The following is a 23,734-nucleotide window of genomic DNA, read 5'->3' as shown; positions in this document are numbered from 1 at the left end:
GAAGATCATTATGTCGCAATCGTCTAAAGACTTGCCAGCTGGGCGAACAGGTCGAGTGCGCTGGGGTGCTCCCCCACGGGCGGAAGCACCTGAATGCTGAGACGGGGGCAGCGTTCCTGCAGCGCATGCACCAAAGCGGGGAGATCCTCGCGCGCATGGCGCCCCATGCCGAGGAACATGGGCAGCACGCGCAACTCGGTCACGCCCAGCGCCACGAGTTCGGCACTGGCCGTGGCGAAATCGGGCGTGCACAGCTCCAGGTAGGCGCAACGCACCGCGGGCGCCCCGGCTTGCGCCGTGATGCGCGCGGCCACGGCCTCCATGGGGGCGCGCCAGGCCGCGTCGCGCGAGCCATGGCCGAACAGCACGATCCCCTTCATCGCCGCAGCACCAGCCAGCCGAAAGCCCCGAGCGAGATCGCGCTGTAGATCAGCCCCGGTGCCGCCGCCGTCAGCCAGGGCTGCCAGTTCTGCAGGTTGCCGATGTAGCCGAACACGTTGTTGAGCAGGAAGAAGCTGATGCCGGCCATCACGCCGCCGAACACATAGCCCGCGATGCCGGTGTTGCGAAAGTGCAGGTAGGCGAAGGGCAGGGCCAGCACCACCATCACCACACAGCTGATCGGGTAGAACACCTTGCGCCAGAACTCGATCTCGAAGCGCTGGGCCGACTGCTGGTTCGCGTTCAGATGCTGGATGTACTGGAACAGGTCGATGGTGCGCATGCGGTCGGGCTTGAGCAGTGCGGTGGTCACCATCTCGTAGGTGATGCCGGTGTCCCAGCGCAGCTGGGGCAGGCGCTCGCGCTGCACGCTGGCCTCGTCGCCGCTGTGGCGGTAGGTGGTGCGCTGCACGCCTTCGAGTTCCCAGCCGCCGCTGGCGAAGCGCGCGCGCTCGGCCTGCACGGCCGAGCGCAGGCTGTTGTGGCCGTCGAATTCGAAGATGCGCACGCCCTGCATCTGCCCGTCCGGCGTCAGCGCCGCGACGTTGGCGGCATACGAGTGCTCGCGCTGCCCCTCCTTGAGCCAGGCACCGGTCTGGCCGATCGTGATGCGGCCCTGATAGCGCGCCTTGAGCAACTGCGCCATGCGGTCGGTGGCCGGTGCCACGTAGTCGCCCACGGCGAAGGTCAACAGCACGAAGCCCAGGCCCAGCGCCACGAGCGTGCCGAGCGCGCGCCACGGCCCCAGGCCGCTGGTGCGCAGGATGGTGTATTCGGAACTCTGGGCGAAGCGCGCCATCACGAAGATGGTGCCGATCAACAGCGTGATCGGCAGCAGTTCGTAGAGGTGATTGGGCACCAGCAGCGCCACGTACAGCAGCGCATGGGTCAGCTGGTAGCCCGCAGCGCCGTACTTGCCGATGTCCGACAGCTCGTCGACGAAGTCGAAGAAGAAGAACAGCGCCAGGAAGCCCAGCGTGACGAAGCCCACGGCCGTCAGCTGCTCGCGGTAGATCAGGCGGCGGATGGTTTTCATGTGGCTTGCGCGGAGTCGGGCAGGGCGCGGCCGCGGCGCAGCCAGGCACGCAGGCTGAAGCGGTGGTGGCGCTGGGCCAGCGCCAGCAGCGCCAGCAGCAGCACGCCGCCATGCACCAGCACGACGAAGGCCGCAAAGCCGACGCGGCCGCTGGCGATCCAGCTCTGCCCCAGGTTGATCAGGTTGTAGTAGACGACGAAGGCGAACAGCGACAGCACCAGGTTGCCGCTGCGCGCCGAGCGCGGGTTGCCGCTGGCCAGCGCCAGCGAGAGCAGCAGGAAGTTGAAGGCCGCGATCGCAAAACCGATGCGCCAGGACAGCTCGGCCTGGTTCGCGGGCGTGGGCTCGGCCAGCAGTGCCATGGTCGACAGCGTGCGCGGGTTCACGCGCTGCGCGCCGCCGACGTTGCTGTCGCCGATGCGCGTGCCGTACTCCTGGAACTCGGTGATGCGCAGCGACTCCTTGCCGGCGATGGTTTCCAGCCGCTGGCCATCGGTCAGCAGCACGAAGCGGTCGTCACCGCGGATCTCGGTGCGGGCCGCACGGGCCGAGGTCACCGACTCCTTGCCCGCGTCCTGCGCGGACATGAACACGTTGTTTACGTTCATCGCGTCCGGCGAATCCTTGTCGACGAAGAACACGCGGCTGCCGTCGGCCGATTCCTGGAACTGGCCCGGCGTCACGCGCTCCACGTCGCTGCGCTGCTCGAAGCGCGTGCGCAGCTCCTGGATCTGCTGGTTAGACCAGGGCCAGACCACCAGCGCCATGCTGGCCACCACCAGCAGCATCGGCCAGGCGAAGCGCAGCAGCGGCACGAACAGCCGCGCCGGCCCCTGGCCTGCGGTGAACCAGATCACCATCTCGCTGTCGCGGTACATGCGCGAGAGCGTGGCCACGCAGGCCACGAACAGGCTCAGCGTGAGGATGGTGGGCAGGTGGCCCAGGATGGTGTAGCCCAGCACCTGCAGCACGTCCGAGGGGTTCACGCGCCCACGCGAGGCCAGCCGCAGCGTGCTGATCAGCAGCATGGTCATCACGATGGTGATGAGCGCGACGAAGGTTGCGCCAAAGCCCCTGGCCAGCTCCTTGCGTAGGGAGGAATGGAATAACATCGCCAGCCAAAAAAGGCTGGATTATGAACTTCGAACTCAAGTCCCTCGACGCGGCAGGCTGTGCCAGCGCCAGGTGCGATGCCCTGCTGGTATTGGTGCCCGAAACCGCGGCAGCGGGCAAGGACGCACTGTCCGGCTGGATCGCGCAGGCGCGCAAATCCGGCGACTTCGACGGCAAGGCCGGCAAGACGCTGGCCCTGTACCAGCCGCAGGGCGTGGCGGCCACGCGGGTGGTGCTGGCCGGCAGCGGCGATGGCAGCGCGCGCACCGTGCGCCAGGCCGTTCTGGCCGGCATGGGCACGCTGCGCCAGGCCAAGCGCCTGGTGCTGTGCTGCGCCGGGCCCTGGACCGAGTCCGCACTGCACGCCGCCATCGCCGCCGTGGCCGATGCCAGCTATGTCTACACCGCCACCAAGTCCAAGCCCGAGCCGCGCAAGCTGGCCCAGGTCGTCGTCGCGGTGGCCGAGGTGGCCAAGGCCCGCGCCGCGTTCGACCAGGCCGTGGGCCTGGTGGCCGGCGTGGAGTTCGCCAAGGAATGGGGCAACCGGCCTGGCAACCATGCCACGCCCACGCTGATCGCCAACGCCGCCAAGTCGCTGGCCCGCCATCCCGGCATCAGCTGCGAGGTGCTGGGCCCGCGCGAGGTCGCCAAGCTCGGCATGGGTGCCTTCATGGCCGTGGCCCAGGGTTCCGAGGAGCCGCTGCGCTTCGCCGTGCTGCGCTACAACGGCGCGGCGCGCGGTGTGGCGCCCACGGTGCTGGTCGGCAAGGGCATCAGCTTCGACACCGGCGGCATCTCCATCAAGCCCGCCGGCGAGATGGACGAGATGAAGTTCGACATGTGCGGCGCCGCCAGCGTGCTGGGCGTGTTCCGCGCGCTGGCCGAGATCCGGCCCGCCATCAACGTGGTCGGCCTGATCGCCAGCTGCGAGAACATGCCGGACGGCCGCGCCATCAAGCCCGGCGACGTGGTCACGAGCATGAGCGGGCAGACCATCGAGATCCTCAACACCGATGCCGAGGGCCGGCTGATCCTGTGCGATGCACTGACCTACGCCGAGCGCTTCAAGCCCGCGGCCATCGTCGACATCGCCACCTTGACGGGCGCCTGCGTGGTCGCGCTGGGCGGCGTGCGCAGCGGCCTGTTCTCCAACGACGAGGCGCTGGCCGCCGCGCTGCTGGCCGCCGGCGAGAGCGCGCTCGATCCCTGCTGGCGCCTGCCGCTGGACGACGACTACGCCGATGGCCTGAAGACCAACTTCGCCGACGTCGCCAACGTGGCGGGCCGCGCGGGCGGCGCGGTGACGGCCGCCAAGTTCCTGCAGCGCTTCGTCGGCACGCGCGCCTGGGCGCACCTGGACATCGCCGGCACGGCCTGGAAGGGTGGTGCCGCCAAGGGTTCGACCGGCCGTCCGGTCGGCCTGCTGCTGGCCTACCTGTTGGACCAGGCCGGCAAGGCTGCCGCCGCACCCAAGACCGCGGCCCGCAAGCGCAGCGTCAAGACCTAAGAAGCTGTGAGCGGGAGCCATCCGCGGGCATGACCGAGATCGCCTTCCACTTCAACGCCCCGGACAAGCTGGCCTATGCCTGCCGGCTGCTGCGCAAGGCCGTGGCGGGCGGCGCGCGCGCCGTCGTGAGCGGCCCGGACGACATGCTGGCCCGGCTCGACCAGCAACTGTGGACCTTCTCGCCGCTGGACTTCGTGCCGCACGGCATGCTGGGCAGCAGCCCGGAGCGCGTGCTGGCCGCCTCGCCCGTGGTGCTGGCCGTGGACGTGCTGCAGGCACCGGCACTGCCCGTGCTCGTGAACCTGGGCGGCCTGGTGCCGGCCGGCTTCGAACGCTTCGAGCGCCTGATCGAAGTGGTCAGCAACGACGAGGAAGACCGCTCGCTCGCGCGCGGGCGCTGGAAGCACTACGTGGCGCGCGGCTACGCCATCGTGCGGCACGACCTGGAACTCAAGGAGTGATCCCATGAGCGAGCTGCCCCGCGTGCCACCGCGCTACGTGCCGGTGCTGACCGAGGTGGTCGGCGCCGCGGCGCGCGTGGAGCCCGTGCCGCCGCCGCCCTTGGCGCCATCCGCTCCGGTGGCAGCGCCGCGCGACGCGCAGGCGCTCGAAGACCAGCTGCTGCACCGTGTCATGCAGCGTGTGGACCTGGCGCTCGAACAGCAGCTGCACGACGCCGTTGCCAGCATGGTGCTGCAGCACACGCACGCGCTGGTGCCGCGCCTGCGCGAGGAGATCGAGTTCGTCGTGCGCCAGGCCGTGGCCGAGGCCGTCGCGGCCGAACTGGCCCAGCGTCCACCTGCGTGAAACCCCTAGTGGCGTTTGTGCCGATCAGTGCAGCCGGGCCCGCAAATTGCATACCGGCAGATGTATAAACCTGATCTCTCGTTTTTCCCTGTCTGGAGGATTCTTATGCAGTTGAAATGGACCGCTGTCGCCCTGGCCGCCATGGTGCTCGTTGCGTGCGGCAAGAAGGAAGAACCGGCGCCAGCGCCCGCATCTGCGCCCGCTGCGGCCGCTCCCGCTGCGGCCCCCGCCGGCGAGACGGTCACCGTCCGCATCGGCCACGTCGGTCCCACCAGCGGCCCAATCGCCCACCTGGGCAAGGACAACGAACTCGGTGCCCGCATGGCCATCGAGGAACTCAATGCCGCCGGCTTCAAGATTGGCGACAAGACCGCCAAGTTCGAGCTGCTGGCCGAAGACGATGCGGCCGATCCCAAGCAGGGCACCTCGGTCGCCCAGAAGCTCGTGGACAGCAAGGTCCATGGCGTGGTCGGCCACCTGAACTCGGGCACCACCATCCCCGCCTCCAAGATCTACAGCGACGCCGGTATTCCGCAGATTTCGCCGTCCGCCACCAACCCCAAGTACACGCGCCAGGGCTTCAAGACCGCCTTCCGCGTGGTAGCCGACGACGTGCACCTGGGCAGCACGCTGGGCAAGTACGCCGTGGGCGAACTGGCCGGCAAGTCGGTCGCCGTGATCGACGACCGCACGGCCTACGGCCAGGGCGTGGCCGAAGAGTTCGAGAAGGCCGTCAAGGCCGCCAACGGCAACCTGATCGGCCATGAGTTCACGACCGACAAGTCGACCGACTTCAACGCCATCCTGACCAAGCTCAAGGCCGCCAAACCCGACGTGCTGTTCTACGGCGGCATGGACGCCGTGGCCGGCCCGATGCTGCGCCAGGCCAAGCAACTGGGCCTGACGGTCAAGTTCATGGGGGGCGATGGCATCTGCACGAACGAGCTGTCCAAGCTGGCCGGCGACGCCATGGCCGACAGCCAGGTCGTGTGCGCCGAAGCCGGTGGCGTGGATGGCGACCTGAAGCCAGGTCTGGACAAGTTCAAGGCCGACTTCCAGACCAAGTACAACGTCGACGTGAAGCTGTATGCCCCCTACGTCTACGACGCGGTGAAGGTGCTGGCCACGGCCATGCAGAAGGCCGGTTCGCCCGAGCCCGAGAAGTACCTGCCCGAACTCGCCAAGATCGAATACAAGGGCATCACCGGCAACATCGCCTTCGACGAGAAGGGCGACATCAAGAACGGCGCGCTGACGCTGTACACCTACAAGGGTGGCCAGCGCGAACAACTCGCCGTCGTGCGCTGAGCCTTTCCGCGGCAGCAGCGACAAGGGGCCTTCGGGCCCCTTGTCTTTTAGAGGCTACGCGGCGGGCCGCAACCGGCGCGGGTCGAGCGCCGCGACGAGCCGCGCGGGCAGCGGCAGCGGTTCGCCATGCAGGCGTGCGGCGATCAGCTCGGCGGCCAGTGGCGCCAGCGTGAGGCCGCGCGCGCCCAGGGCCGTCAGCACCCACAGGCCGGCGGCCCAGGGGCCGGCCAGCGGCAGCCGGTCCGGCGAGGCGCAGCGCACGCCGGCCCAGCCCGCGGGCGCAGGCCCCTGGGCGATGGCCTGGCCAGTGGCTGGCAGCAGCACCTGCAACCGTTCGAGGTTGTAGCGCTGCTCGGCCTCGCGCAGGTCGGTGGCCGTGTCGCCGCGCTCGAAGCTCGAGCCGCTGATCCAGACCGGGCCTTGTGCGCCAGGCACGCCGGGAATGAAGTGGCCATGGCCGTTGACCGGCGTGGCCGGCACCGGCAGCGTGGGTGGGCAGGGGCCCAGGCTGACCTGGCCGCGCACGTTCTGCAGTCCCTGCATCTGCAGCAGGGCCGCGCTGCCGATGCCGGCCGTCACCACCAGCAGCGGCGCGGCGTGCAGTTCACGGTCGTCGGCATCGCGCAGCGACCAGCCCTGGGGCGTGGCCTGCACCCGGGTGGTGCGGCAGCCGCCCTGGAAGCGGATCGCAGGATGGGCGAGCAGGGCCTCGACGAGCCGGGCCGGGCGCACCCAGCCAGCCAGCGCATGCCATTGCGCGGGCGTGTCCGCGGGCAGGCCCGCGGCCCGCAGCTGCTCGGCGTCGGCGGCCGCGCTGAATGCGTCGCCTGGCGTGGCCAGCGGGTGCGCGCCGCGCAGGCGCCGTTCCAGCACGCCGGTCAGCGCGTAGTCCTCGCCTGCGCGCAGCAGTGCCTGCAGCAGCTGTGCGGTGCAACGCGCACCGGCACGCGAGAGCTGCGTGGGCAAGGTGTCGCTGGCGGCGTCATGCGGCGAGAACAGGCCCGCGGGCAGGCCGGAGGCGCCGGCGGCCGGTGCCGCGCCGGCGTCCAGCACCAGCACCTGCCAGCCGCGCTCTGCCAGCTGGCGCGCCACGCAGGCGCCGGCCAGCCCGGCGCCCAGCACGGTGCAGTGGCCGGGCTGGGCGGGCGGGCCGTCGTCCTGCCAGGGCTGCTGGCGCAGCCGGGGAGTCCAGGCCGGCGCATAGGTGGCCTCCAGCCGGTCGCGCTTGGGCGGCACGCCGGCCACGCGCTGCACCGTGAAGCCGCATGGCGCCAGGTTGTCGCGCACCGCACGTGCGATGGTCCAGGTGGCCAGCCGGGTGCCGGTGCGGCAGCAGCGCGACACGGCCTTGAGCGTGTCCAGGCTCCAGATGTCGGGGTTGCGGGCCGGGCTGAAGCCGTCCAGGAACACGGCGTCGGCCTGGCACACGAGTTCGCGCAGCATGGGCTGGGCCTCGCCGATGGCCAGCGTCAGCAGCACGCGGCCCCGGTCCAGCCGCAGCCGGTGCACGCCGGGCCGCAGGCCCCAGCACTGCGCGGCCAGTTCGTCGGCCAGCGGCTGCAGTTCGGGGAAGGCTTGCGTGCTGCGGCGCAGGTCCTCGGCCGACGCGGGATAGGCCTCGACCGAGACGAAATGCAGCCGCGCGGGACGCTGCGGGTCGGCGCGCCAGGCGGCCCAGGCCACCAGGAAGTTCAGGCCCAGGCCGAAGCCGGTCTCCAGGATGGTCCAGTGCGGCTGTCCGGCCCAGGCCTGTGGCAGGCCGCAGCCGTGCAGGAACACGCCGCGGGCCTGCGCCAGCGCGGCTTCGGAGCGGTAGCGGTCACCGAAGCGCGGGTTGTAGGGAGCGCCATCGGCCAGCCATTCGATGGGCTCGGCCACCGGTGCTCAGGCGGCGGGCGGCACGTAGCCCTGGACGGCGTCGGCACCGGCGCCGAAGAAGTGGTTCTCCATCTGGCGCGTGAGGTACTGGCGCGCGCGCTGGTCGGCCATGTTGAGCTTGTTCTCGTTGATCAGCATGGTCTGCTGCTTGAGCCAGGCGGCCCAGGCTTCCTTGCTGACGCTCTGCCAGATGCGCTTGCCCAGCTCGCCCGGGTAGGGCGGCAGATCCAGGCCTTCGGCTTCGCGGCCCAGTTTGATGCAGTTCACCATGCGTGCCATGTCGGTCTTCCTTGAAGGGGTGCGGGCCGTGGGCGGCCTCGTGGGATGCGGATTGCGGGCGCGGATTATCGGCCGCCCAGCAAGCCATCGACGATCAGGGTCCAATGCGCGGGTTCCACCGGCGTGATCGACAGCCGGCTGCCACGCTGCAGCAGCACCATCGCGGCCAGCTCCGGATGCGCGCGCAGCGTGGCCAGCGGCAGCAGGCGGGTCTTGCGCAGCGCCTGCACGTCGCGCAGCAGCCAGCGCGGTGCCTCGGGCTTGGACGCCGGGTCGTGGTAGGGGGAGGCCGGGTCGAACTGCGTCGGATCTGGCCGCACTTCGGAGGCGATTCGCGCGATGCCCGCGATGCCGGGCTCCGGGCAGCTGGAGTGGTAGAACAGCACGCCATCGCCGACCTGCATGCCATCGCGCATGAAGTTGCGGGCCTGGTAATTGCGCACGCCGGTCCAGGGCACGGTCTGCCCGGGCGAGGCCAGCGCGTCGTCGATCGAGCATTCGTCGGGCTCGGACTTCATGAGCCAGTAGTGGGGCGCGCGGGCGGTGGCTGCGTTCATGGTGGAAGTGAGGGGTGAAGGCCGGGCGAGGATGCCACAGCGGGCCGCGCCGTTCTCCTACAGGCCCCGCCGGCGCACGGTGGCACACTTTGCCCGCCCAAACGTTTGCCTGCCAGCCCACACACCCGCTCATGACAGCGGACGCACTTCCCCCCGACCTTGCCGCCTGCGATCTCGAACCGATCCGCTGGCCCGGCGCGATCCAGCCGCATGGCCGCATGCTGGTGCTGGACGCCCAGACGCTGCAACCCGTGGCCGCCAGCGCGGGCTGGCCTGCGTCCGAACGCGAGGCCATGCTGGCAGCGCTCGATCGCGCGGCACTGTCCTCGTTGCCGGCCGCGGGCGCCGGCACGTCGCCGATCGGCCTGGGCCGGGTGCAGTTGCCGGGCGGGGCGGCGCAGGAGGTGTCGGCGCACCGCACGCCCACCCACGTGATCGTCGAGTGCGAGGACGCCAGTGCGCTGGACCATGGCCCGGCACCCTTCTACGCGCTGGCGCGCAACTTCCTGGCGCGGCTGAACGAGGCGCGCGACCTGCCGGCGCTGTGCCTGCTCGCAGCCCAGGAGATGCGCCGGGTGAGCGGCTTCGGCCGCGCCCTGGTCTACCGCTTCGACGAAGACGGCCACGGCGAGGTGCTGGCCGAATCGCTGGAGCCGGACTACGACAGCTATCTCGGCCACCACTTCCCGGCCTCCGACATTCCGCGCCAGGCGCGCGCGCTGTACCTGCTGAACCACTTCCGGCTGATCCCCGATGCACGCTACGCGCCGGTGCCACTGCTGGGCCTGGGCGGCGGCGCTGCGTCGGAGATCGACCTGTCCCATGCCCTGCTGCGCAGCGTCTCGCCCGTGCACCTGGAGTACATGCGCAACATGGGCACGCTGGCCTCGATGTCGGTGTCCATCGTCGTCGACGGCCGGCTCTGGGGCCTGGTGTCCTGCCACAACCATGCGGCGCGCACGCTGGCCCCCGACGCACGCGCGGCCTGCGAACACCTGGGCCAGTTGCTGTCGCTGCAGATCGGCGCCTTGCAGGCCGCCGAGGAAGCGGCCGCGCGACTGGAACTGCGCCAGCTCACGCTCTCGCTCGTGGCACAGCTGGCCGAGAGCGACGGCACGCTGAGCCGCCTGGTGGACACCAGCGGCCTGCTGCGGCTGGCGCGCGCCAGCGGCGCGGCCGTGGTGCTGGACGAAGCGGTCTGGACCGTCGGCACCACCCCGCCTGCGGCCGCGCTCGAGTCGCTGGCGCGCTGGGTCGTCGCCCGTGGCGAGGAGGTCTACGCCAGCGACGCGCTGGCGCGCGACTTCGACGGCCAGCCGGCGCTGCGCGAGAGCGCCGCCGGCGTGCTGGCGGTGTCGATCTCGCAAGTCCACCGCCACGTCATCCTGTGGTTCAGGCCCGAGATCGTGCGCACCGTGCGCTGGGCCGGCAACCCGCGCAAGACGCTGGACGACACCGGCCGCATCCATCCGCGCAAGAGCTTCGACAGCTGGGTCGAGCACCTGGGCGGACGCTCGGCGCGTTGGCTGCCGTCCGAACTGGCCGCGGTGCGCGAATTGCGTGACGCACTGATCGGCATCGTGCTGCGCCGCGCCCAGGAGATGGCCGACGCCGCCACGGCGCTGGGACGTGTCAACAAGGAACTGGAAGCCTTCTCCTACACGGTCTCGCACGACCTGCGTGCGCCGATGCGGCACATCGCGGGCTACGCCGACCTGGTGCTGGAGATGGATGGCGCACATGTCAGCGAGCGCGGCCGGCGCTACCTGGGCCATGTGAAGGAGGCCGCTGCATACGCCGGTCAACTGGTCGATGCGCTGCTGGACTTCTCGCGCCTGGGCCGTGCCGCGCTCAAGCCGCGCAGCGTGGACACCGCCGCCATGGTCGCCGACCTCGTGCGCGAACTGCAGCGCGAAGACCCTGGCCGCCGCGTGCACTGGGAGGTGATGCCCGACCTGCCGGCGCTCTACGGCGACCCCCTGTTGCTGCAGGTGGCCACGCGCAACCTGCTGGCCAACGCGCAGAAGTACACGCGCCGGCAGGCCGCGCCCCACATCGCCGTGCGCGCCGTCGTGCGTGCCGCAGGCACCGGCCTGGAGGTCGAGGACAACGGTGTGGGCTTCGAGATGAAGTACGCCGACAAGCTGTTCGGCGTGTTCCAGCGCCTGCATGCGGCCGAGGAGTTCGAAGGCACGGGCATCGGCCTGGCCAACGTCAAGCGCATTGTCGAGCGCCACGGCGGCGAGGTCTGGGCCCGCGGTGCGCCGCAGCAGGGCGCGGCCTTCGGTTTCCTGCTGCCGGGCGCTCTCACCGATTGAACCGCCACACCACCATGCTCAAGCCCATCCTGCTCGTCGAGGACGACACCCGCGACCTCGAACTCACCCTGCTGGCGCTCGAGCGCAGCCAACTGGCCAACGACGTCGTCGTGCTGCGCGACGGTGCCCAGGCACTGTCCTACCTGCGCCGCGAGGATGCGCATGCCGACCGCGACGAAGGCAACCCCACCGTGATCCTGCTGGACCTGAAGCTGCCCAAGGTCAACGGACTGGAGGTGCTGCAGGCCGTGCGCGCCGACCCCGGGCTGCGCAGCATCCCGGTGGTCATGCTGACCTCCTCGCAGCAGGAGACCGACGTGGTCCGCAGCTACGAGCTCGGCGTGAACGCCTACGTGGTCAAGCCTGTGGAGTTCAAACAGTTCGTCGCGGCCATCGCCGACCTGGGCATCTTCTGGGCGGTTCTCAACGAGCCGCCGCCGGGCTCGCTCAAGGTCGCCAGGCGCTTCGCGCATGACTGAGCCGCTGGCCCTGCTGCTGCTGGAGGATTCCGCGTTCGACGCGGAGCTGGTGCAGGAAGCTGTCCGCGTCAGCCATCCCCAGGCCCATTGCACGCTGGTGCGCGACGAAGCCGGCTTCGTGCAGGCGCTGGGCTCGCAGCGCTTCGACGCCGTGTTGTCCGACTACCAGCTGCCCGGCTTCGGCGGCGACCACGCCCTGGCCATCACCCGAGAGAAGGCGCCGCAGATGCCCTTCATCTTCGTGTCCGGCGTGATCGGCGAGGACAACGCCGTCGAGCTGCTCAAGCGCGGCGCCACCGACTACGTCAGCAAGGGCCGGCTCGAACGGCTGCCGCTGGTGCTGGAGCGCGCGCTGCGCGAGGTGCGCGAGCGCGCCGCGCGCGACGCGGCCGAGACGCGCCTGCGCGAAGCCGACAGCCTGTACGCCCACATCGTCGAATCGCTGCGCGACTACGCCGTGCTGCTGCTCGACGCCGAGCACCGCATCACCAGCTGGAACCGCGGCGCCCAGGCCATCTTCGGCTTCGAGCGGGGCGAGGCCGTGGGCCACAACGCCATGCTGCTGCTGCCCGAGGGCGAGGACGCGCGCGAGGCCTGGCACCGCGACCTGCGCCTGGCCGCCACCGCACAGCGCGCCGCCACCCAGCGCTGGATGCGCCGGCGCGACGGCTCGCGCCTGTGGGCCGAAGGCGTGCTGATGCCGCTGCATGGCGCGGACGGCGCCGTGGTCGGCTGGTGCAGCATCGCGCGCGACACCACGGCCGAGCACCTGGCGGCGCAGGCCCTGCGCGAGGCCAAGGAGCAGGCCGAGGCCGCGCGGCGCGAGGCCGAGCGTGCCAGCCAGGCCAAGGACCGCTTCATCGCCATGCTCTCGCACGAGCTGCGCGCGCCGCTGTCGGCCGTCTCGGCCGCCGTGCACCTGCTGGAGCGCCATGCCAGCGTGCCGGCGACGCACCAGGATCTGATGCCCCTGGTGCGCCGCAACGTGGCCGTGGAAACGCGGCTCATCGACGACCTGCTCGACATCTCTGCCATCTCCAGCGGCAAGCTGGGCATCAAGCCCGAGGTGGTGGACATGCACGCCGTCCTGCGCGAGGCGCTGGCCATGCTGGCCGAGGCCATCGCCGAGCGCGGCATGCGCGTGGAGCTGGCCCTGGCCGAGCGGCCGGCCTGGGTGCATGCCGACCCGGTGCGCATGCAGCAGGTGATGGCCAACCTCGTGCGCAACGCCATCAAGTTCAGCGAACCCGGTGGCGTCGTGCAGTTGCAGACGGCGCTGGAGGCCGGCGCGTTCGTCTTCTCGTGCTGCGACCAGGGCATCGGCATCGCGCCCGATGCGCTCGAACGCATCTTCACGGCCTTCGAGCAGGCCGACGGCGACACCGCGCGCGAGCGCGGCGGCCTGGGGCTGGGCCTGGCCATCGCGCGCCATCTGGTTCTGGCCCATGGGGGCGTGCTGTTGGCCGACAGCCCGGGCCTGGGGAAGGGCGCGCGCTTCACGCTGCGCATGCCGCTGCGCGAGGGCGCCGTGCCGCCGCCACCGTCGCAGCCGGTGGCCGAGCCGGTGCAGGCCCAGCATGCGCGCGTGCTGATGGTGGAAGACCACCCGGGCGCGGCGATGGCGCTGCGCATGTGCCTGGAGGAGTACGGCTACGCCGTCGAGCACGCCGCCAGCGTGGCCGAGGCACTGCAGCTGGCGCAGGCCCAGGCCTTCGACATCGTGCTGACGGACCTGGGCCTGCCGGACGGCAGTGGCGTGGACATCGGCCGCGCGCTCGGCACCCGCCTGCCAGTGCTGGCGCTGAGCGGCTATGGCGCCGAGAGCGATCTGCGCAGCACCGCTGCCGCGGGCTTCGCCGGCCACCTGGTCAAGCCCGTCGACCCGCCGCAGGTGCATGCGGTGCTGCAGAAGCTGCTGGCACGGCCGAAGGTGTGACGCCGGCGCAAACGGGATACGGCGGCGGGAGGGTTCCGTCGGACGCGTTCGGTGTCTAGACTCGGCGCACCACCACGATGGCGCCGTCCGAGCGCTGGAGCGAGACAAGCATGATCGACCTGCACGACATCCGCTACGTGCGCCTGGGCACGCGCGACCTGGAGGGCGCCGTGCGTTACGCCCACGACATCCTGGGCCTGGCCGAAGGCGGGCGCAGCGGCAATGCCAAGAACGGCCAGGCCGTCTACCTGCGCAGCGATGCACGCGACCACACGCTGGTCTACTTCGACGGCGACCCGCGCGACCACACGGTCGGCTTCGACCTGCGCGCAGGCGTGGCGCTGGACACCGCCGCGGCCGAACTGGAACGCCTGGGCCATCCGGTGCACCGGGGCAGCGATGTTGAATGCGCGCAGCGCCGCGTGGACGCCTTCATCCAGTTCCGCGACCCGAGCGGCAACTGCATCGAGCTGCTGGCGCCCACCGCGCAGCCCGGCCGGCCCTTCACGCCGACGCGGCCCGTGGCCAACACCGGCTTCTCGCACGTGGGCCTGCGCAGCACCGACCCCGTGCGCGACGAGGCCTTCTGGACCGGCGTGCTGTCGGCCAAGGTCAGCGACCGCATCGGCGTCGCGCCCTTGCTGCGCATCGACACGGTGCACCACAAGATCGCGCTGTTCCCGTCCAGCTTCGCGGGCGTGCAGCACATCAACCACCAGGTGGCGTCCATCGACGACATCATGCAGTCGTGGTACTTCCTGCGCGAACGCGGGGTGCGCACCGTGTTCGGGCCGGGCCGGCACCCGACCTCTGGCGCGATGTTCCTGTACTTCGAGGGCCCGGACGGCATGGTCTACGAGTACTCCAGCGGGGTCAGCCAGATCAGCGATCCTGCGCACCAACCGCGCCAGTTCCCGTTCGAGCCGGCCTCGTTCTGCATGTGGGGTGCGCGGCCGGACATCGCCGAATTCCGCAACTGACCGCGGAGCGCCTCGCGCGCCAGGGCGCCAGCGTGGCGGCCCCTTGCCTTGCCGCACAATCCGGCCCCATGTTGGAGACGAAGACACCTTCTGCGGCCCCCGTCCTGATCGCCGGCGGCGGCATCGGCGGCATGGCCATGGCCCTCACGCTGCACCAGATCGGCGTGCCCTGCGTGGTCTACGAGGCCGTGCCAGCGCTGCAGCCGCTGGGCGTAGGCATCAACCTGCAACCCAATGCCGTGCGCGAGCTCTACGACCTGGGGCTGGACGACCGCGTGCTCGACCGCATCGGCATCCAGGCGCGCGAATGGGCGCTGGTCGGCCGCAACGGCCGCGAGATCTATGCCGAGCCGCGCGGCCTGGCCGCCGGCTACCGCTGGCCGCAGTACTCGGTGCACCGCGGCGAACTGCAGATGCTGCTGTACCGCACCGTGCTGGAGCGCCTGGGCCCCGATGCCGTGCAGCTGGGTCAACGCGTGACGGGCTACCGCAACGGCGAAGATGGCGTCGCGGCGCTGGTCGAGACGCGCGACGGCGAGCGGCGCGAGGTGCAGGGTGCCTTGCTGGTCGCCGCCGACGGCCTGCACTCGGCCGTGCGCGCGCAGATGCACCCACAGCAACCGCCCATCCACTGGGGTGGCGCCATCATGTGGCGCGGCACCACGCCGGGCGTGCCGGTCCGCACGGGTGCGTCCTTCGTCGGCCTGGGCAGTTTGAAGCACCGCGTGGTGTGCTACCCGATCTCGCCGCCGGACCCAGCCACGGGCCTGGCCACCATCAACTGGATCGCCGAGATCACGGTCGACAACTCCCAGGGCTGGACCCAAGGGGACTGGAACCGGCGCGTGGCGATCGACGAATTCATCCACCACTTCGAAGGCTGGGACCACGGCTGGATCGACGTGCCGGCCCTGCTGCGCGGCGCGCGCCAGGTGTTCGAGTACCCCATGATCGACCGCGACCCGGTGCCGACCTGGGTCGACGGCCGCGTGGCCTTGCTCGGCGATGCTGCGCACGTGATGTACCCGGTGGGCTCCAACGGCGCGAGCCAGGCCATCGTGGACGCGCGCGTGCTGGGCGCGATGTTGCAGGCGCAGGGCGTGGGGCCGGCCGCGCTGCACGGCTACGACGACAAGCTGTGCGCCGACATCTCGGCGCTGGTGCTGCGCAACCGCGGCGCCGGCCCGTTCGGCCTGCTGGGCCTGGTGGACGAGCGCTGCGGCGGCGTGTTCGACGACATCGACCAGGTGGTGCCCAAGGCCGAGCGCGAAGCCTTCATGGCGCGCTACAAGGCGGCCGCGGGCTTCGCGATCGAGACGCTCAACGCGGCACCGCCGACCGTCAGCGTTTAACCGCCGAGCTTGTCGAGCGTCTTCGTGTCGAAGTCGCTCGCGTCGTGGCGCTCGCGCAGCTGGCTCTCGGGCTTGCCCTGCACACGGTTGACCATGCGGCCGCGGCGCGCGCCGGGGCGCTGGGCGATCTCCTCGGTCCAGCGCTGCACGTGGGTGTACTCCTGCACCTGCAGGAACTGGCCCGATTCGCCGTAGAGCTGGCCCTTGGCCAGCGCGCCGTACCAGGGCCAGATCGCCATGTCAGCGATGCTGTAGTCGTCGCCGGCGATGAATCGGCTTTCGGCCAGGCGCCGGTTCAGCACGTCGAGCTGGCGCTTGACCTCCATCGCGTAGCGGTCGATCGCGTACTCGATCTTGCTCGGCGCATAGGCGTAGAAGTGGCCGAAGCCGCCGCCCAGGAAGGGCGCGCTGCCCATCTGCCAGAACAGCCAGGACAGGCACTCGGCGCGCGCCGCGCCGCCGCTGGGCACGAAGGCGCCGAACTTCTCGGCCAGGTACAGCAGGATGGCGCCGGACTCGAACACGCGCACGGGCCCCGCACCGCTGCGGTCCACCAGCGCCGGGATCTTGGAGTTGGGGTTGACGGCCACGAAGCCGCTGCCGAACTGGTCGCCCTCGCCGATGTTGATGAGCCAGGCGTCGTACTCCGCGCCGCTGTGGCCCAAGGCCAGCAGTTCCTCCAGCATGACCGTGACCTTGACGCCGTTGGGCGTGCCCAGCGAGTACAGCTGCAGCGGGTGCCTGCCCACCGGCAGTTCCTTGTCGTGCGTGGCGCCGGCCACGGGCCGGTTGATGTTGGCGAATCGGCCGCCGCTGGCCTTGTTCCAGGTCCAGACGGCGGGCGGGGTGTAGGCGTTGGGTTCGTCAGGCATCGATCCAGTCTATCGGCATCAGCCTGGTGATGCAGGGCCCGCCTGGGCGGCCCCGGCCTCGAGCAGGAATTGCGTGACCTCGTCGGAAAAGCGCGCGCGCTGGCCGTCCACCAGCACGCCATCGGGGTCCTGCGGGTCGGGTCGGGCCGTCGGCATGCCGTGGGCGACCAGGGCCTGTGCGCAGCCCAGCCAGTCGCCTTCGCTGTCCTCGGGCTGGTTGCTCGAGGCCCATTGCAGCGTGCCGCAGCAGTTGTCGCCGTAGCCGTGGCGCTCGGTCCATTGCGCGCCATGGGCGAGCAGCAGGCGCGCCATCGCCGCGTCGCCGCGGAACACGGCCTGGTTCAGCGCCGAGGCGTCCCAGTCGCCGCCGCGCACGGCCACGGGCCAGCCCAGGCGCAGCATGCAGCGCACGGCCGGCAGCAGGCCCTGGGCCGCCAGTTCGGGCAGCAGGCGCAGGTGCTCGGCGGGCAGTTCCGCGGGCCAGCCGGGCTGCTGCAGTTGCCGCGCCGCAGCCTCGTCGCCGCGTGCGCAGGCCGCCAGGAAGCGCTCCAGTGGTGCGTCCGGCGCGGGCAGGCCGGCGGCGACCAGCAGCGCGGCGACCTCGGGCAGGCCGTAGCGCAGCGCGAGCGTGGCCGCATCCGTGCCGTCCGGCATGCGTGCCTGCGGATCGGCGCCGGCCTGCAGCAGCGCCTGCACATGCGCGGCCGAGCGGCGCCGACGGATCGCCCACAGCAGCGGCCGGCCCCAGGTGGCGGTCGGCGCGCCGGGTGCGGGCTCGTTCGGATCGGCGCCGTGATCGAGCAGCAGGCGCAGCTGGGGCAGGGCGTCGAGGTCGAGCACGCGGTACAGCGCGTTGCTGCCCGTCACGTGCGCACCGGCCTGCAGCAGCAGCTGGGTGCATTCCACGCTCTCCAGCGCATGGTAGAGCGATTCGCCGTCGTTGGGCTCGGCGCCCGCGGCCAGCAACAGGCGCGTGAGCGCGGGGTCGCGGTTCTGGCCGGCCGCGCCGTACAGGGCGGACAAGCGTTCGGTGGCCGAGGGCGCTTGCAGCGAGGCCGGCGGCCAGCGGTTGCCCACGGACTGGTTGACGTCGGCCCCCGCGTCCAGCAGCAGCTGCGCGCAAGCCAGCAGGCCGGGCCGGTAGGCCGGCAGCTGCCACAGGCTGGAGTGGGCCACGGCGAACAGCGGCGGCAGCTGCAGTGCACCGCCGGGCCGGTGCAGCCAGCCAGGGTCGCGCGCGAGGGCCGCGCGCAGCCGTGCCGCGTCGCCCGTGGCGCAGGCCACGGACAGATCCTCATCCGCCAGTGCGGGCTGCTCGGCCAGCAGGCGCGCGGCCACGGCCGGCTGGGCGCGGCCGGTGCCGCCCGCCACGTCGCCGGCATAGGCCAGCTGCAGCCAGCGCAGGCGCGCGCGGGCCGGGTCGGCGATGGCCTCGGCATGCGCGAGGCGCGCGGCCACGAAGCCCATGAGCTCGGACCAGGAAACGAAGCCGTGTTCGCGCGCGATGCAGGATTGCGCATCGTGCAGGCGCAGGTCCATGGCCGCGATGGCCGCATCGCTGGCACCGTGCGCTGCGGGCAGGGCGGCACGCATGCGGTCCAGGGCGTCAGCCTCGGCGGCGCGCAGGGCGGCCAGCAACTGCTTGGCCTGCTTCTTGAGATGGGCGGCGTCGGGCCGTGGGGGGATGTGCTTCACGAGAAACCTCCGTGCGTGGTGAGCCGGGGACCCGCAGCATCGGCCGCACAAAGGTGGAGAAAGACCTCAGGCGCACGCGTGGCCGCGTGCGTGGGGACAAGTGGGTTCAACCCTTCCCGCGGGTCCGGGCGCGGCTTGCTCCGCGGCCGGCATGGTAGCTCAGCGCCGGCCCAGCAGCGCGCGCATCTCGGCGACGCTGAGCGCTCCCTGGCCCGGCAAGGCGGCGGGCCGCGGCAGGCCGGCGAGCACGGGGAACTGCCCGTCGGGCTGGGCCACCTCGTACAGCTGCGCGATGGCCTGCTGCACGCCCCGCAACTGCGCGTCCTGGCCGCTCTTCAACGGCCCGCGCAGCGCCTGGCGCAGCAGGCGCTCGGCCAGTTCCAGGCTGTCGGCGAAGTAGGGCAGGCCGCGCTGCTGCAGGCTGGCCAGCGCCGCCACGCACGCGGCCTGCGGGGCGGACTCGCCGAAGGGCTTTTTCTTGCCGTGGTCCAGCGCATGACGCAGCGAGGCGGCCCAGAGCACGGCCGCATCGGGCAACTCCGGCACGCGCTGCAGCAGGCTGCGCGGGAAGGCCTGCAGCTGGTCGACGTGGCCGGTGCGGGCCTGCAGCAGCAGGCCGGCCACGAGCGCGACCTGGCCGTTGGGTTCATCCTGCGCGGCGGCGCGCAGGCGCTCGGGGTCGATGCGTTCGGCGGCCTTGCGCGGGCTGCCCAGCTCGGCCTCGCGCAGCAGTTGCCAGGCGTACTGGTAGTGCGGGTTGTGCGAGGACGGTCCCAGGCGCGCCTGCAACTTGAGCAGCCGCGGCGGCTCCCCCGGCAGGGCGAAGCCGAACTGCAGCGACAGGCGGATCGGCACCGGCCCGCCGGCATCGGTCGGCAGCGCCACGGCCAGGCGTTCGCGCTGCACGTACTGCGTGCCCTCGAACACCAGGAGCACGCCGCCCGCGCGGGCGGGCAGTTCCAGGTCGACCTGCACCAGGCTGCTCGGGTCGTCGCGCTCGACAGCCTGCAGCACCAGCCCCGCACCGAGCGGGCGGCCGTCGTCCAGGCCGAAGGCGTGCACGCCTTCGCGCCACAGGTGCGAGGTGTATTCGTGGCCCATGCGGCGGTGGATCTCGCCGAAGTCCTGCGTCAGCAGTTCGAAGGCGATGGCGTCGTGCACCGCGAGCGCAGGGTCGAAGCGTTCGGCGCTCGCGCGCAAAGCCTCGGTCAGCGCGTCGGGGCGGGGACGGCCGGCGCCCACGCGCGGCAATCCACCCGGCACGGGCGGTGGCGGCATGGGGCCGGCCGGCAGTTCGGTGACGACGAGCGCATCGTCGCCCTCCACGCGCGGCCGCACGGCCTGCTCCAGCTGCCCTTGGCTGGCGGCCCTGAGCAGCGCGTTCACGTCCTTGCGCACGGCCACCACGAGTTCTCGGAACTCCAGCCGCGCATCGCCGCCGCCGTCGCCGCGCACGGCGTTGAGCACGGCCTGGCCGAACAGCGTGTGCGGCTGGCCCGGCACCTGGTAGGCCTGCGTGCCGGGCGAGGTGGCGGCCAGCGAGGCGGCCGTGCGCGGCACCTGGGTGCTGGCCTGCAGCAGCGGAAAGCAGGTGTTGGCCGTGGCCCCGCGCGAGGCCAGCGGCGAGAACTCGTTGCGGCAGGCGTCGATCAGCGCGAGATGCTCGGCCACGGGGCTTTGCTCCATCCAGTCCTGCAGCTCGCGCGTGCTGATGCAGTTCTGCAGCTGCGGTGCGCCGGGGTCCGGGTCCAGGTAGTCGCTGGGCAGTAACAGCGCGCGCCAGTTCGATTGCACGCCGTGGCCGCTGAAGAAGAAGAGGGTGCGGCTCTGGCGCGCAGCGGCCGGCGCGCTGGGCACCTGGCCGGTCCAGCGCTGGATCGCCTTGACCAGCGTGGCGTGGTCGGCCGGCGCGTAGTGCACGAGGCCGCGCGCGGCGAAGCCAGCCTTCTCCCCGGCCGTGGGCGACAGCAGCAGCTGGCACCAGACCAGCGGCAGGCCGTTGTGGCGGAAGTCGGCGCGCAGCCAGTCGAACAGGCTGGCCGCGGTGTTGGCCGAGGCGCCCAGCTGGCCCAGGCCGAAGGCATCGGGCGCGGGCGCGCTGCCGCCTTCCAGGTGCGGGTAGGCGCTGACGCCGGCCAGCAGCGCGTACAGGCCTGGCATGCCGGGCTGCCACTGCGGGTCGCGCCACAGGCCGGGCGTGTTGGCAACGGGTTCCAGGGCCATGGGGTTTCCTAGCCGTAACGGGGTGGAGGAGGGGGCGGGTCGCCCAAGGCAGCCGGTGCGGCGCGGCCGGCGGCCTGCGCCCATTCGCGCGGCGGCTGCAGCTGCAGCGTGAGCAGGCACTGGGCGCCGCCCGTGGACAGCGCGAGCTCGTAGCGCGCCACGGGCGGTGCGATCGGCTGCGCCGCGCCGTCGGCACCGCGTAGTGCGGTGAGCTGGAAGTCGGGCGGCAGCACGATGCCGGCGGATCTTCCGTGTGCGCGGTCGTGCAGTTCCACGGTGGCACCGGAGCCGTCCTCTTCGTCCTGCCAGAAACCCAGCCACAGGGCCTCGTGCGCGCCGCAGGGCACCAGCAGCTGCTCGCCGCTGCGGTGCAGCGGCGCCACGCCCCAGCTGCGCAGCCGCGCGCCGGGCTGCCAGTGGGTCAGCCCGATGCGGTGCACGCGCATGCGCAGGCCCAGGAAGGCCAGCAGATCAGGCGTAGAGCTTGCGGATGGTGGCGGCATCGCCGGCCGACAGCTTCCACGAGGGCATGAAGCTCTTGCCGTTGGTGGTCCAGTGGGCCGGGATCGTGTAGATCATGACCGAGGCGCTGTCGAAGTCGGTCGTGATGGTGGTCGAGGCGTCGAACTTGGCGAACACGTTGTGCGCGATGGTCGCGTCGTCCCAGAAGTTGGGCGAGCCGCCCAGGTCGGCCTTGACTGCGGCCTTGTCCCATTGCACCAGCGCGCCGGGGTGGTTGTGCTCGTGCAGCAGGCCCAGCGCGTGGCCGAACTCGTGGATCACCACGCTGGAGAAGTCCTCTTCGGGCGTGTCCAGCGCGGCCCAGCCCAGGTTCATGGTGGCCTGCGAACTGCGGATGCCCTTGGCGTCCGTGCCCACGTAGGACCAGGAGCCGGCGGCCGGGTCGAAGCTGATGCGGATGTCGCCGGCTTCGCTGGGCTGGGCCTGTTCCAGCTTCAGGTGCACGCCGTCCAGCATCCAGGCCTGCGCGGTCTTCAGCGTGCGTTCGTGCAGCGGCGCAGTGCCTTGCAGGAAGCGCACCTTGAGCACCTTGTCGCGCGGCCAGAGCTTGTTCCTGGCCGCCACGCCCATGGGCGTGAGCTGCATGGGGTTGCCCGCCACGCGCTGTCCGCCGTCGATGTCGACGGCCGTGCAGATCCATTGCTTGCGTTCTTCGCTCATCGTGGGCTCCTTGCACGGCCGGCAGGCCGTGCTGCGGATTGTGCGGCGCCCACCGGCGAACGCAATCCTCAGACGGGTGGAGGATCGCCCTGCAGCAGCCGCATCACGCGCAGCATGTGGGCGTCGCGCTGCTCGGCCATGGCCTCGGTGCTGCGGCCGGCCGCGGCCTCCTGCATCTGCGCGACGAGCCTGGCGCGCGTGTCCGCATCCAGCGTCGGCTGGCCCAGGTCGGCCCACCAGCTTTCCACGGCCGGGCCGAGCCGCTCCAGGAAGGCTTCCATGCCGCGGGGCCCGCCCGAGAGGTGAAAGATCGCGTGCGGGCCGCAGACCGTCCAGCGCGCGCCCAGGCCTTCGGTCACGGCGCGGTCCACGTCGGCCACGCTGGCGTAGCCGCCTGCGACCAGGTGCACGGCCTCGCGCCACAGCGCGGCCTGCAGGCGGTTGACGAGGTGGCCCGTGGCCTCGCGCTGCAGGCGCACGGTCTGCTTGCCCAGGGCGCGGTAGAAGGCCTCGGCCCGGTCCATGGTTGCGGCGCTGGTGGCCTGGCCGCCGACCAGTTCCACGAGCGGCATCAGGTAGGCCGGGTTGCAGGGATGGGCGATCAGCAGGCGCTCCGGATGCGCCAGGCCCTGCTGCAGCAGCGTGGGCATCAGGCCCGAGGAGCTGGACATCAGCAGCGCATCGGCCGGCGCCGCAGCCTCCACGGCGCGGTAGGCGGCGCGCTTGAGCTCCAGCTGTTCCGGCAGGGCCTCCTGGATGGCGCCGACGCCCTGCACGGCCTCCTCGATGCCGGCGCACAGGCGCGGCAGCGTGGGGTGGTCGTGCAGCAGGCCCAGCGCCTGCATGGCGGGGCGGGCGCGCGCGAGCATGTCGTCCAGGCGCTGCTGCGCGTCGGGCGCCGGGTCGGCCACGCGCACCGCACGGCCTGCGAGTGCAAAAAAAGCCGCCCAGGCGGCGCCGATGACGCCCGCGCCGAGCACGGCGATGGGGGCTTGGTCTGCAGTCTTCAAACTTCGGTATCTCCGTGCGAAAGGTGGTCCCACATGCGTTCGAAGATGCGGCCGGCGCGCGTGGCGCGGTGCGTGGCTTCGTCGGCGGTGAGTTCGACAGGCGTGCCGCCTGCGGCCGCGCAGTCCAGCTCGATGCGGGCGGCGTCCTCCAGGTACCAGGTCAGCACCACGGCGTCGGGCAGGCTGGGGCCGGCCACGACCACGCCGTTGCCGCGCATGACGATGGCCGGTGCCTGGCCCATCTGCGCCACCAAGGCCTCGGCCTGCGCGTCCGAGCGCAGGAGCTGCACGTCGTCCCAGAGCGGCGTGCCGGGGTGGAAGTAGCTGCCCATGCCGTGCAGCACGCGCGGCGTGCGGCGCATCGTCGAGAGCGACATGGTTTTGGGCGGCATGGCCCGCACCACGCCGCCGATGTCGGGGCGGCGCCGGTAGATTTCGCGGTGGATGCGCACCTCGCCCAGCAGGTCGTCGGGGAAGTCGCCAGCCAGCGGCACCACCGTGCCCGGCACGCCGAAGCCGATGGTGCCGGGCGGCTGGCCGGCGCAGACCAGGAAGTGGTCGGCATCGAGCCGCATGCTGCAGTGCCCGTAGGCGTGCAGCAAGCCGTGCCGGGCCAGCGCGCGGCCGGCGCGCCGCACCAGCAGTTGCGCGGACTCGAGGGCGTCGGGTTCCATGGTGTTTTCCTTCGGAAGAGTCGTTCAGTGCGACATGTGTTCTTGCAGGGTCAGAACCTGGCTCGCATGCAGAGGTTCCGAAGGCCG

22 protein-coding genes are annotated in these 23,734 nt (G+C 71.5%); 9 read left to right on the top strand and 13 right to left on the bottom strand.

The annotated features are described in order from the left end of the window. Positions 1–23: 23 nt before the first annotated feature. From ACSQ4M_RS24915 to lptF, 3 genes are read right to left on the bottom strand one after another with little or no spacing between them, the layout of a single operon-like run. Positions 24–380 (bottom strand): sirohydrochlorin chelatase, encoded by a 357-nt coding sequence (locus ACSQ4M_RS24915; RefSeq protein WP_436192082.1) that lies wholly within the window; start codon positions 378–380, stop codon positions 24–26. After that, on the bottom strand, positions 377–1,477 hold the full coding sequence (lptG, locus tag ACSQ4M_RS24910; RefSeq protein ID WP_436192081.1) for an LPS export ABC transporter permease LptG: 1,101 nt from the start codon (positions 1,475–1,477) through the stop codon (positions 377–379). Before lptG ends, ACSQ4M_RS24915 begins: the two co-directional genes overlap by 4 nt. Continuing rightward, positions 1,474–2,589, bottom strand: coding sequence for an LPS export ABC transporter permease LptF (gene lptF / locus ACSQ4M_RS24905; RefSeq protein ID WP_436192080.1), 1,116 nt, complete (start codon positions 2,587–2,589; stop codon positions 1,474–1,476). The genes lptG and lptF overlap by 4 nt, the downstream gene beginning before the upstream one ends. 23 nt (positions 2,590–2,612) lie before the next feature. Between lptF and ACSQ4M_RS24900 the strand changes: the two genes are divergently transcribed. The 4 genes from ACSQ4M_RS24900 to ACSQ4M_RS24885 all read left to right on the top strand — a co-directional run bounded on the left by ACSQ4M_RS24900 (position 2,613) and on the right by ACSQ4M_RS24885 (position 6,212). Then, positions 2,613–4,097 (top strand): leucyl aminopeptidase, encoded by a 1,485-nt coding sequence (locus tag ACSQ4M_RS24900; protein ID WP_436192079.1) that lies wholly within the window; start codon positions 2,613–2,615, stop codon positions 4,095–4,097. A 29-nt stretch (positions 4,098–4,126) separates the two neighbouring features. Then, positions 4,127–4,558, top strand: a complete 432-nt coding sequence (locus ACSQ4M_RS24895) for a DNA polymerase III subunit chi (RefSeq protein WP_436192078.1) — start codon at positions 4,127–4,129, stop codon at positions 4,556–4,558. Between the two features lie 4 nt (positions 4,559–4,562). Continuing rightward, positions 4,563–4,904 (top strand): hypothetical protein, encoded by a 342-nt coding sequence (locus ACSQ4M_RS24890; protein ID WP_436192077.1) that lies wholly within the window; start codon positions 4,563–4,565, stop codon positions 4,902–4,904. A gap of 105 nt (positions 4,905–5,009) precedes the next feature. After that, entirely contained in the window at positions 5,010–6,212 is a 1,203-nt protein-coding gene (locus ACSQ4M_RS24885; protein ID WP_436192076.1) for a branched-chain amino acid ABC transporter substrate-binding protein, read from the top strand. Between the two features lie 54 nt (positions 6,213–6,266). Here ACSQ4M_RS24885 and mnmC read toward each other — a convergent pair whose 3' ends face one another. The 3 genes from mnmC to ACSQ4M_RS24870 all read right to left on the bottom strand — a co-directional run bounded on the left by mnmC (position 6,267) and on the right by ACSQ4M_RS24870 (position 8,926). Continuing rightward, positions 6,267–8,090 (bottom strand): FAD-dependent 5-carboxymethylaminomethyl-2-thiouridine(34) oxidoreductase MnmC, encoded by a 1,824-nt coding sequence (mnmC, locus tag ACSQ4M_RS24880; RefSeq protein WP_436192075.1) that lies wholly within the window; start codon positions 8,088–8,090, stop codon positions 6,267–6,269. A 6-nt stretch (positions 8,091–8,096) separates the two neighbouring features. Beyond that, complete coding sequence (locus ACSQ4M_RS24875; RefSeq protein WP_056673535.1) at positions 8,097–8,369, bottom strand: oxidative damage protection protein; 273 nt, start codon at positions 8,367–8,369, stop codon at positions 8,097–8,099. Positions 8,370–8,434: 65 nt separating this feature from the next. Next, positions 8,435–8,926, bottom strand: a complete 492-nt coding sequence (locus ACSQ4M_RS24870; protein WP_436192074.1) for an EVE domain-containing protein — start codon at positions 8,924–8,926, stop codon at positions 8,435–8,437. 131 nt (positions 8,927–9,057) lie between these two features. On the opposite strand from ACSQ4M_RS24870, the gene ACSQ4M_RS24865 reads away from it, so the two are divergent. The 5 genes from ACSQ4M_RS24865 (at position 9,058) to ACSQ4M_RS24845 (ending at position 15,991) form a co-directional block, all read left to right on the top strand. After that, positions 9,058–11,244 (top strand): ATP-binding protein, encoded by a 2,187-nt coding sequence (locus tag ACSQ4M_RS24865; protein WP_436192073.1) that lies wholly within the window; start codon positions 9,058–9,060, stop codon positions 11,242–11,244. A 14-nt stretch (positions 11,245–11,258) separates the two neighbouring features. Next, positions 11,259–11,723 carry a response regulator gene (locus ACSQ4M_RS24860; RefSeq protein ID WP_436192072.1) on the top strand — a complete coding sequence of 155 codons (465 nt, stop codon included), beginning with the start codon at positions 11,259–11,261 and terminating at the stop codon, positions 11,721–11,723. Further along, a complete protein-coding gene (locus ACSQ4M_RS24855; RefSeq protein ID WP_436192071.1) occupies positions 11,716–13,659 on the top strand; it encodes a response regulator in 1,944 nt (647 codons plus the stop codon). Before ACSQ4M_RS24860 ends, ACSQ4M_RS24855 begins: the two co-directional genes overlap by 8 nt. Before the next feature lie 110 nt (positions 13,660–13,769). Continuing rightward, the gene (locus ACSQ4M_RS24850) at positions 13,770–14,639 is read left to right on the top strand and encodes a VOC family protein (protein WP_436192070.1); all 870 of its coding nucleotides are present in this window, start codon (positions 13,770–13,772) and stop codon (positions 14,637–14,639) included. 68 nt (positions 14,640–14,707) lie between these two features. Continuing rightward, the gene (locus tag ACSQ4M_RS24845; protein WP_436192069.1) at positions 14,708–15,991 is read left to right on the top strand and encodes a flavin-dependent oxidoreductase; all 1,284 of its coding nucleotides are present in this window, start codon (positions 14,708–14,710) and stop codon (positions 15,989–15,991) included. Here the strand turns inward: ACSQ4M_RS24845 and yghU are convergent. The 7 genes from yghU to ACSQ4M_RS24810 all read right to left on the bottom strand — a co-directional run bounded on the left by yghU (position 15,988) and on the right by ACSQ4M_RS24810 (position 23,647). Beyond that, complete coding sequence (gene yghU / locus ACSQ4M_RS24840) at positions 15,988–16,863, bottom strand: glutathione-dependent disulfide-bond oxidoreductase (RefSeq protein ID WP_436192068.1); 876 nt, start codon at positions 16,861–16,863, stop codon at positions 15,988–15,990. The two genes, ACSQ4M_RS24845 and yghU, sit on opposite strands and share 4 nt — an antisense overlap. Positions 16,864–16,881: 18 nt before the next feature. After that, the gene (locus ACSQ4M_RS24835; protein ID WP_436192067.1) at positions 16,882–18,558 is read right to left on the bottom strand and encodes a hypothetical protein; all 1,677 of its coding nucleotides are present in this window, start codon (positions 18,556–18,558) and stop codon (positions 16,882–16,884) included. 159 nt (positions 18,559–18,717) lie between these two features. Further along, positions 18,718–20,781: a caspase family protein gene (locus tag ACSQ4M_RS24830; RefSeq protein ID WP_436192066.1), complete on the bottom strand. Its 2,064-nt coding sequence runs from the start codon at positions 20,779–20,781 to the stop codon at positions 18,718–18,720. Between the two features lie 8 nt (positions 20,782–20,789). After that, positions 20,790–21,284 carry a hypothetical protein gene (locus ACSQ4M_RS24825; protein ID WP_436192065.1) on the bottom strand — a complete coding sequence of 165 codons (495 nt, stop codon included), beginning with the start codon at positions 21,282–21,284 and terminating at the stop codon, positions 20,790–20,792. Continuing rightward, on the bottom strand, positions 21,253–21,963 hold the full coding sequence (locus tag ACSQ4M_RS24820) for a M12 family metallopeptidase (protein ID WP_436192064.1): 711 nt from the start codon (positions 21,961–21,963) through the stop codon (positions 21,253–21,255). The genes ACSQ4M_RS24825 and ACSQ4M_RS24820 overlap by 32 nt, the downstream gene beginning before the upstream one ends. A 68-nt stretch (positions 21,964–22,031) precedes the next feature. Next, positions 22,032–22,973: a 3-hydroxyacyl-CoA dehydrogenase NAD-binding domain-containing protein gene (locus tag ACSQ4M_RS24815; protein WP_436192063.1), complete on the bottom strand. Its 942-nt coding sequence runs from the start codon at positions 22,971–22,973 to the stop codon at positions 22,032–22,034. Then, positions 22,970–23,647, bottom strand: coding sequence for a class II aldolase/adducin family protein (locus ACSQ4M_RS24810; protein WP_436192062.1), 678 nt, complete (start codon positions 23,645–23,647; stop codon positions 22,970–22,972). The genes ACSQ4M_RS24815 and ACSQ4M_RS24810 overlap by 4 nt, the downstream gene beginning before the upstream one ends. Between the last annotated feature and the right edge of the window lie 87 nt (positions 23,648–23,734).

Source organism: Pseudorhodoferax sp. LjRoot39, assembly GCF_964253035.1.
In the GTDB taxonomy this organism is placed as follows: domain Bacteria; phylum Pseudomonadota; class Gammaproteobacteria; order Burkholderiales; family Burkholderiaceae_C; genus Pseudorhodoferax.
Note: the sequence above shows the minus strand (reverse complement) of the source record. Positions and strands in the feature narration are given on the sequence as shown.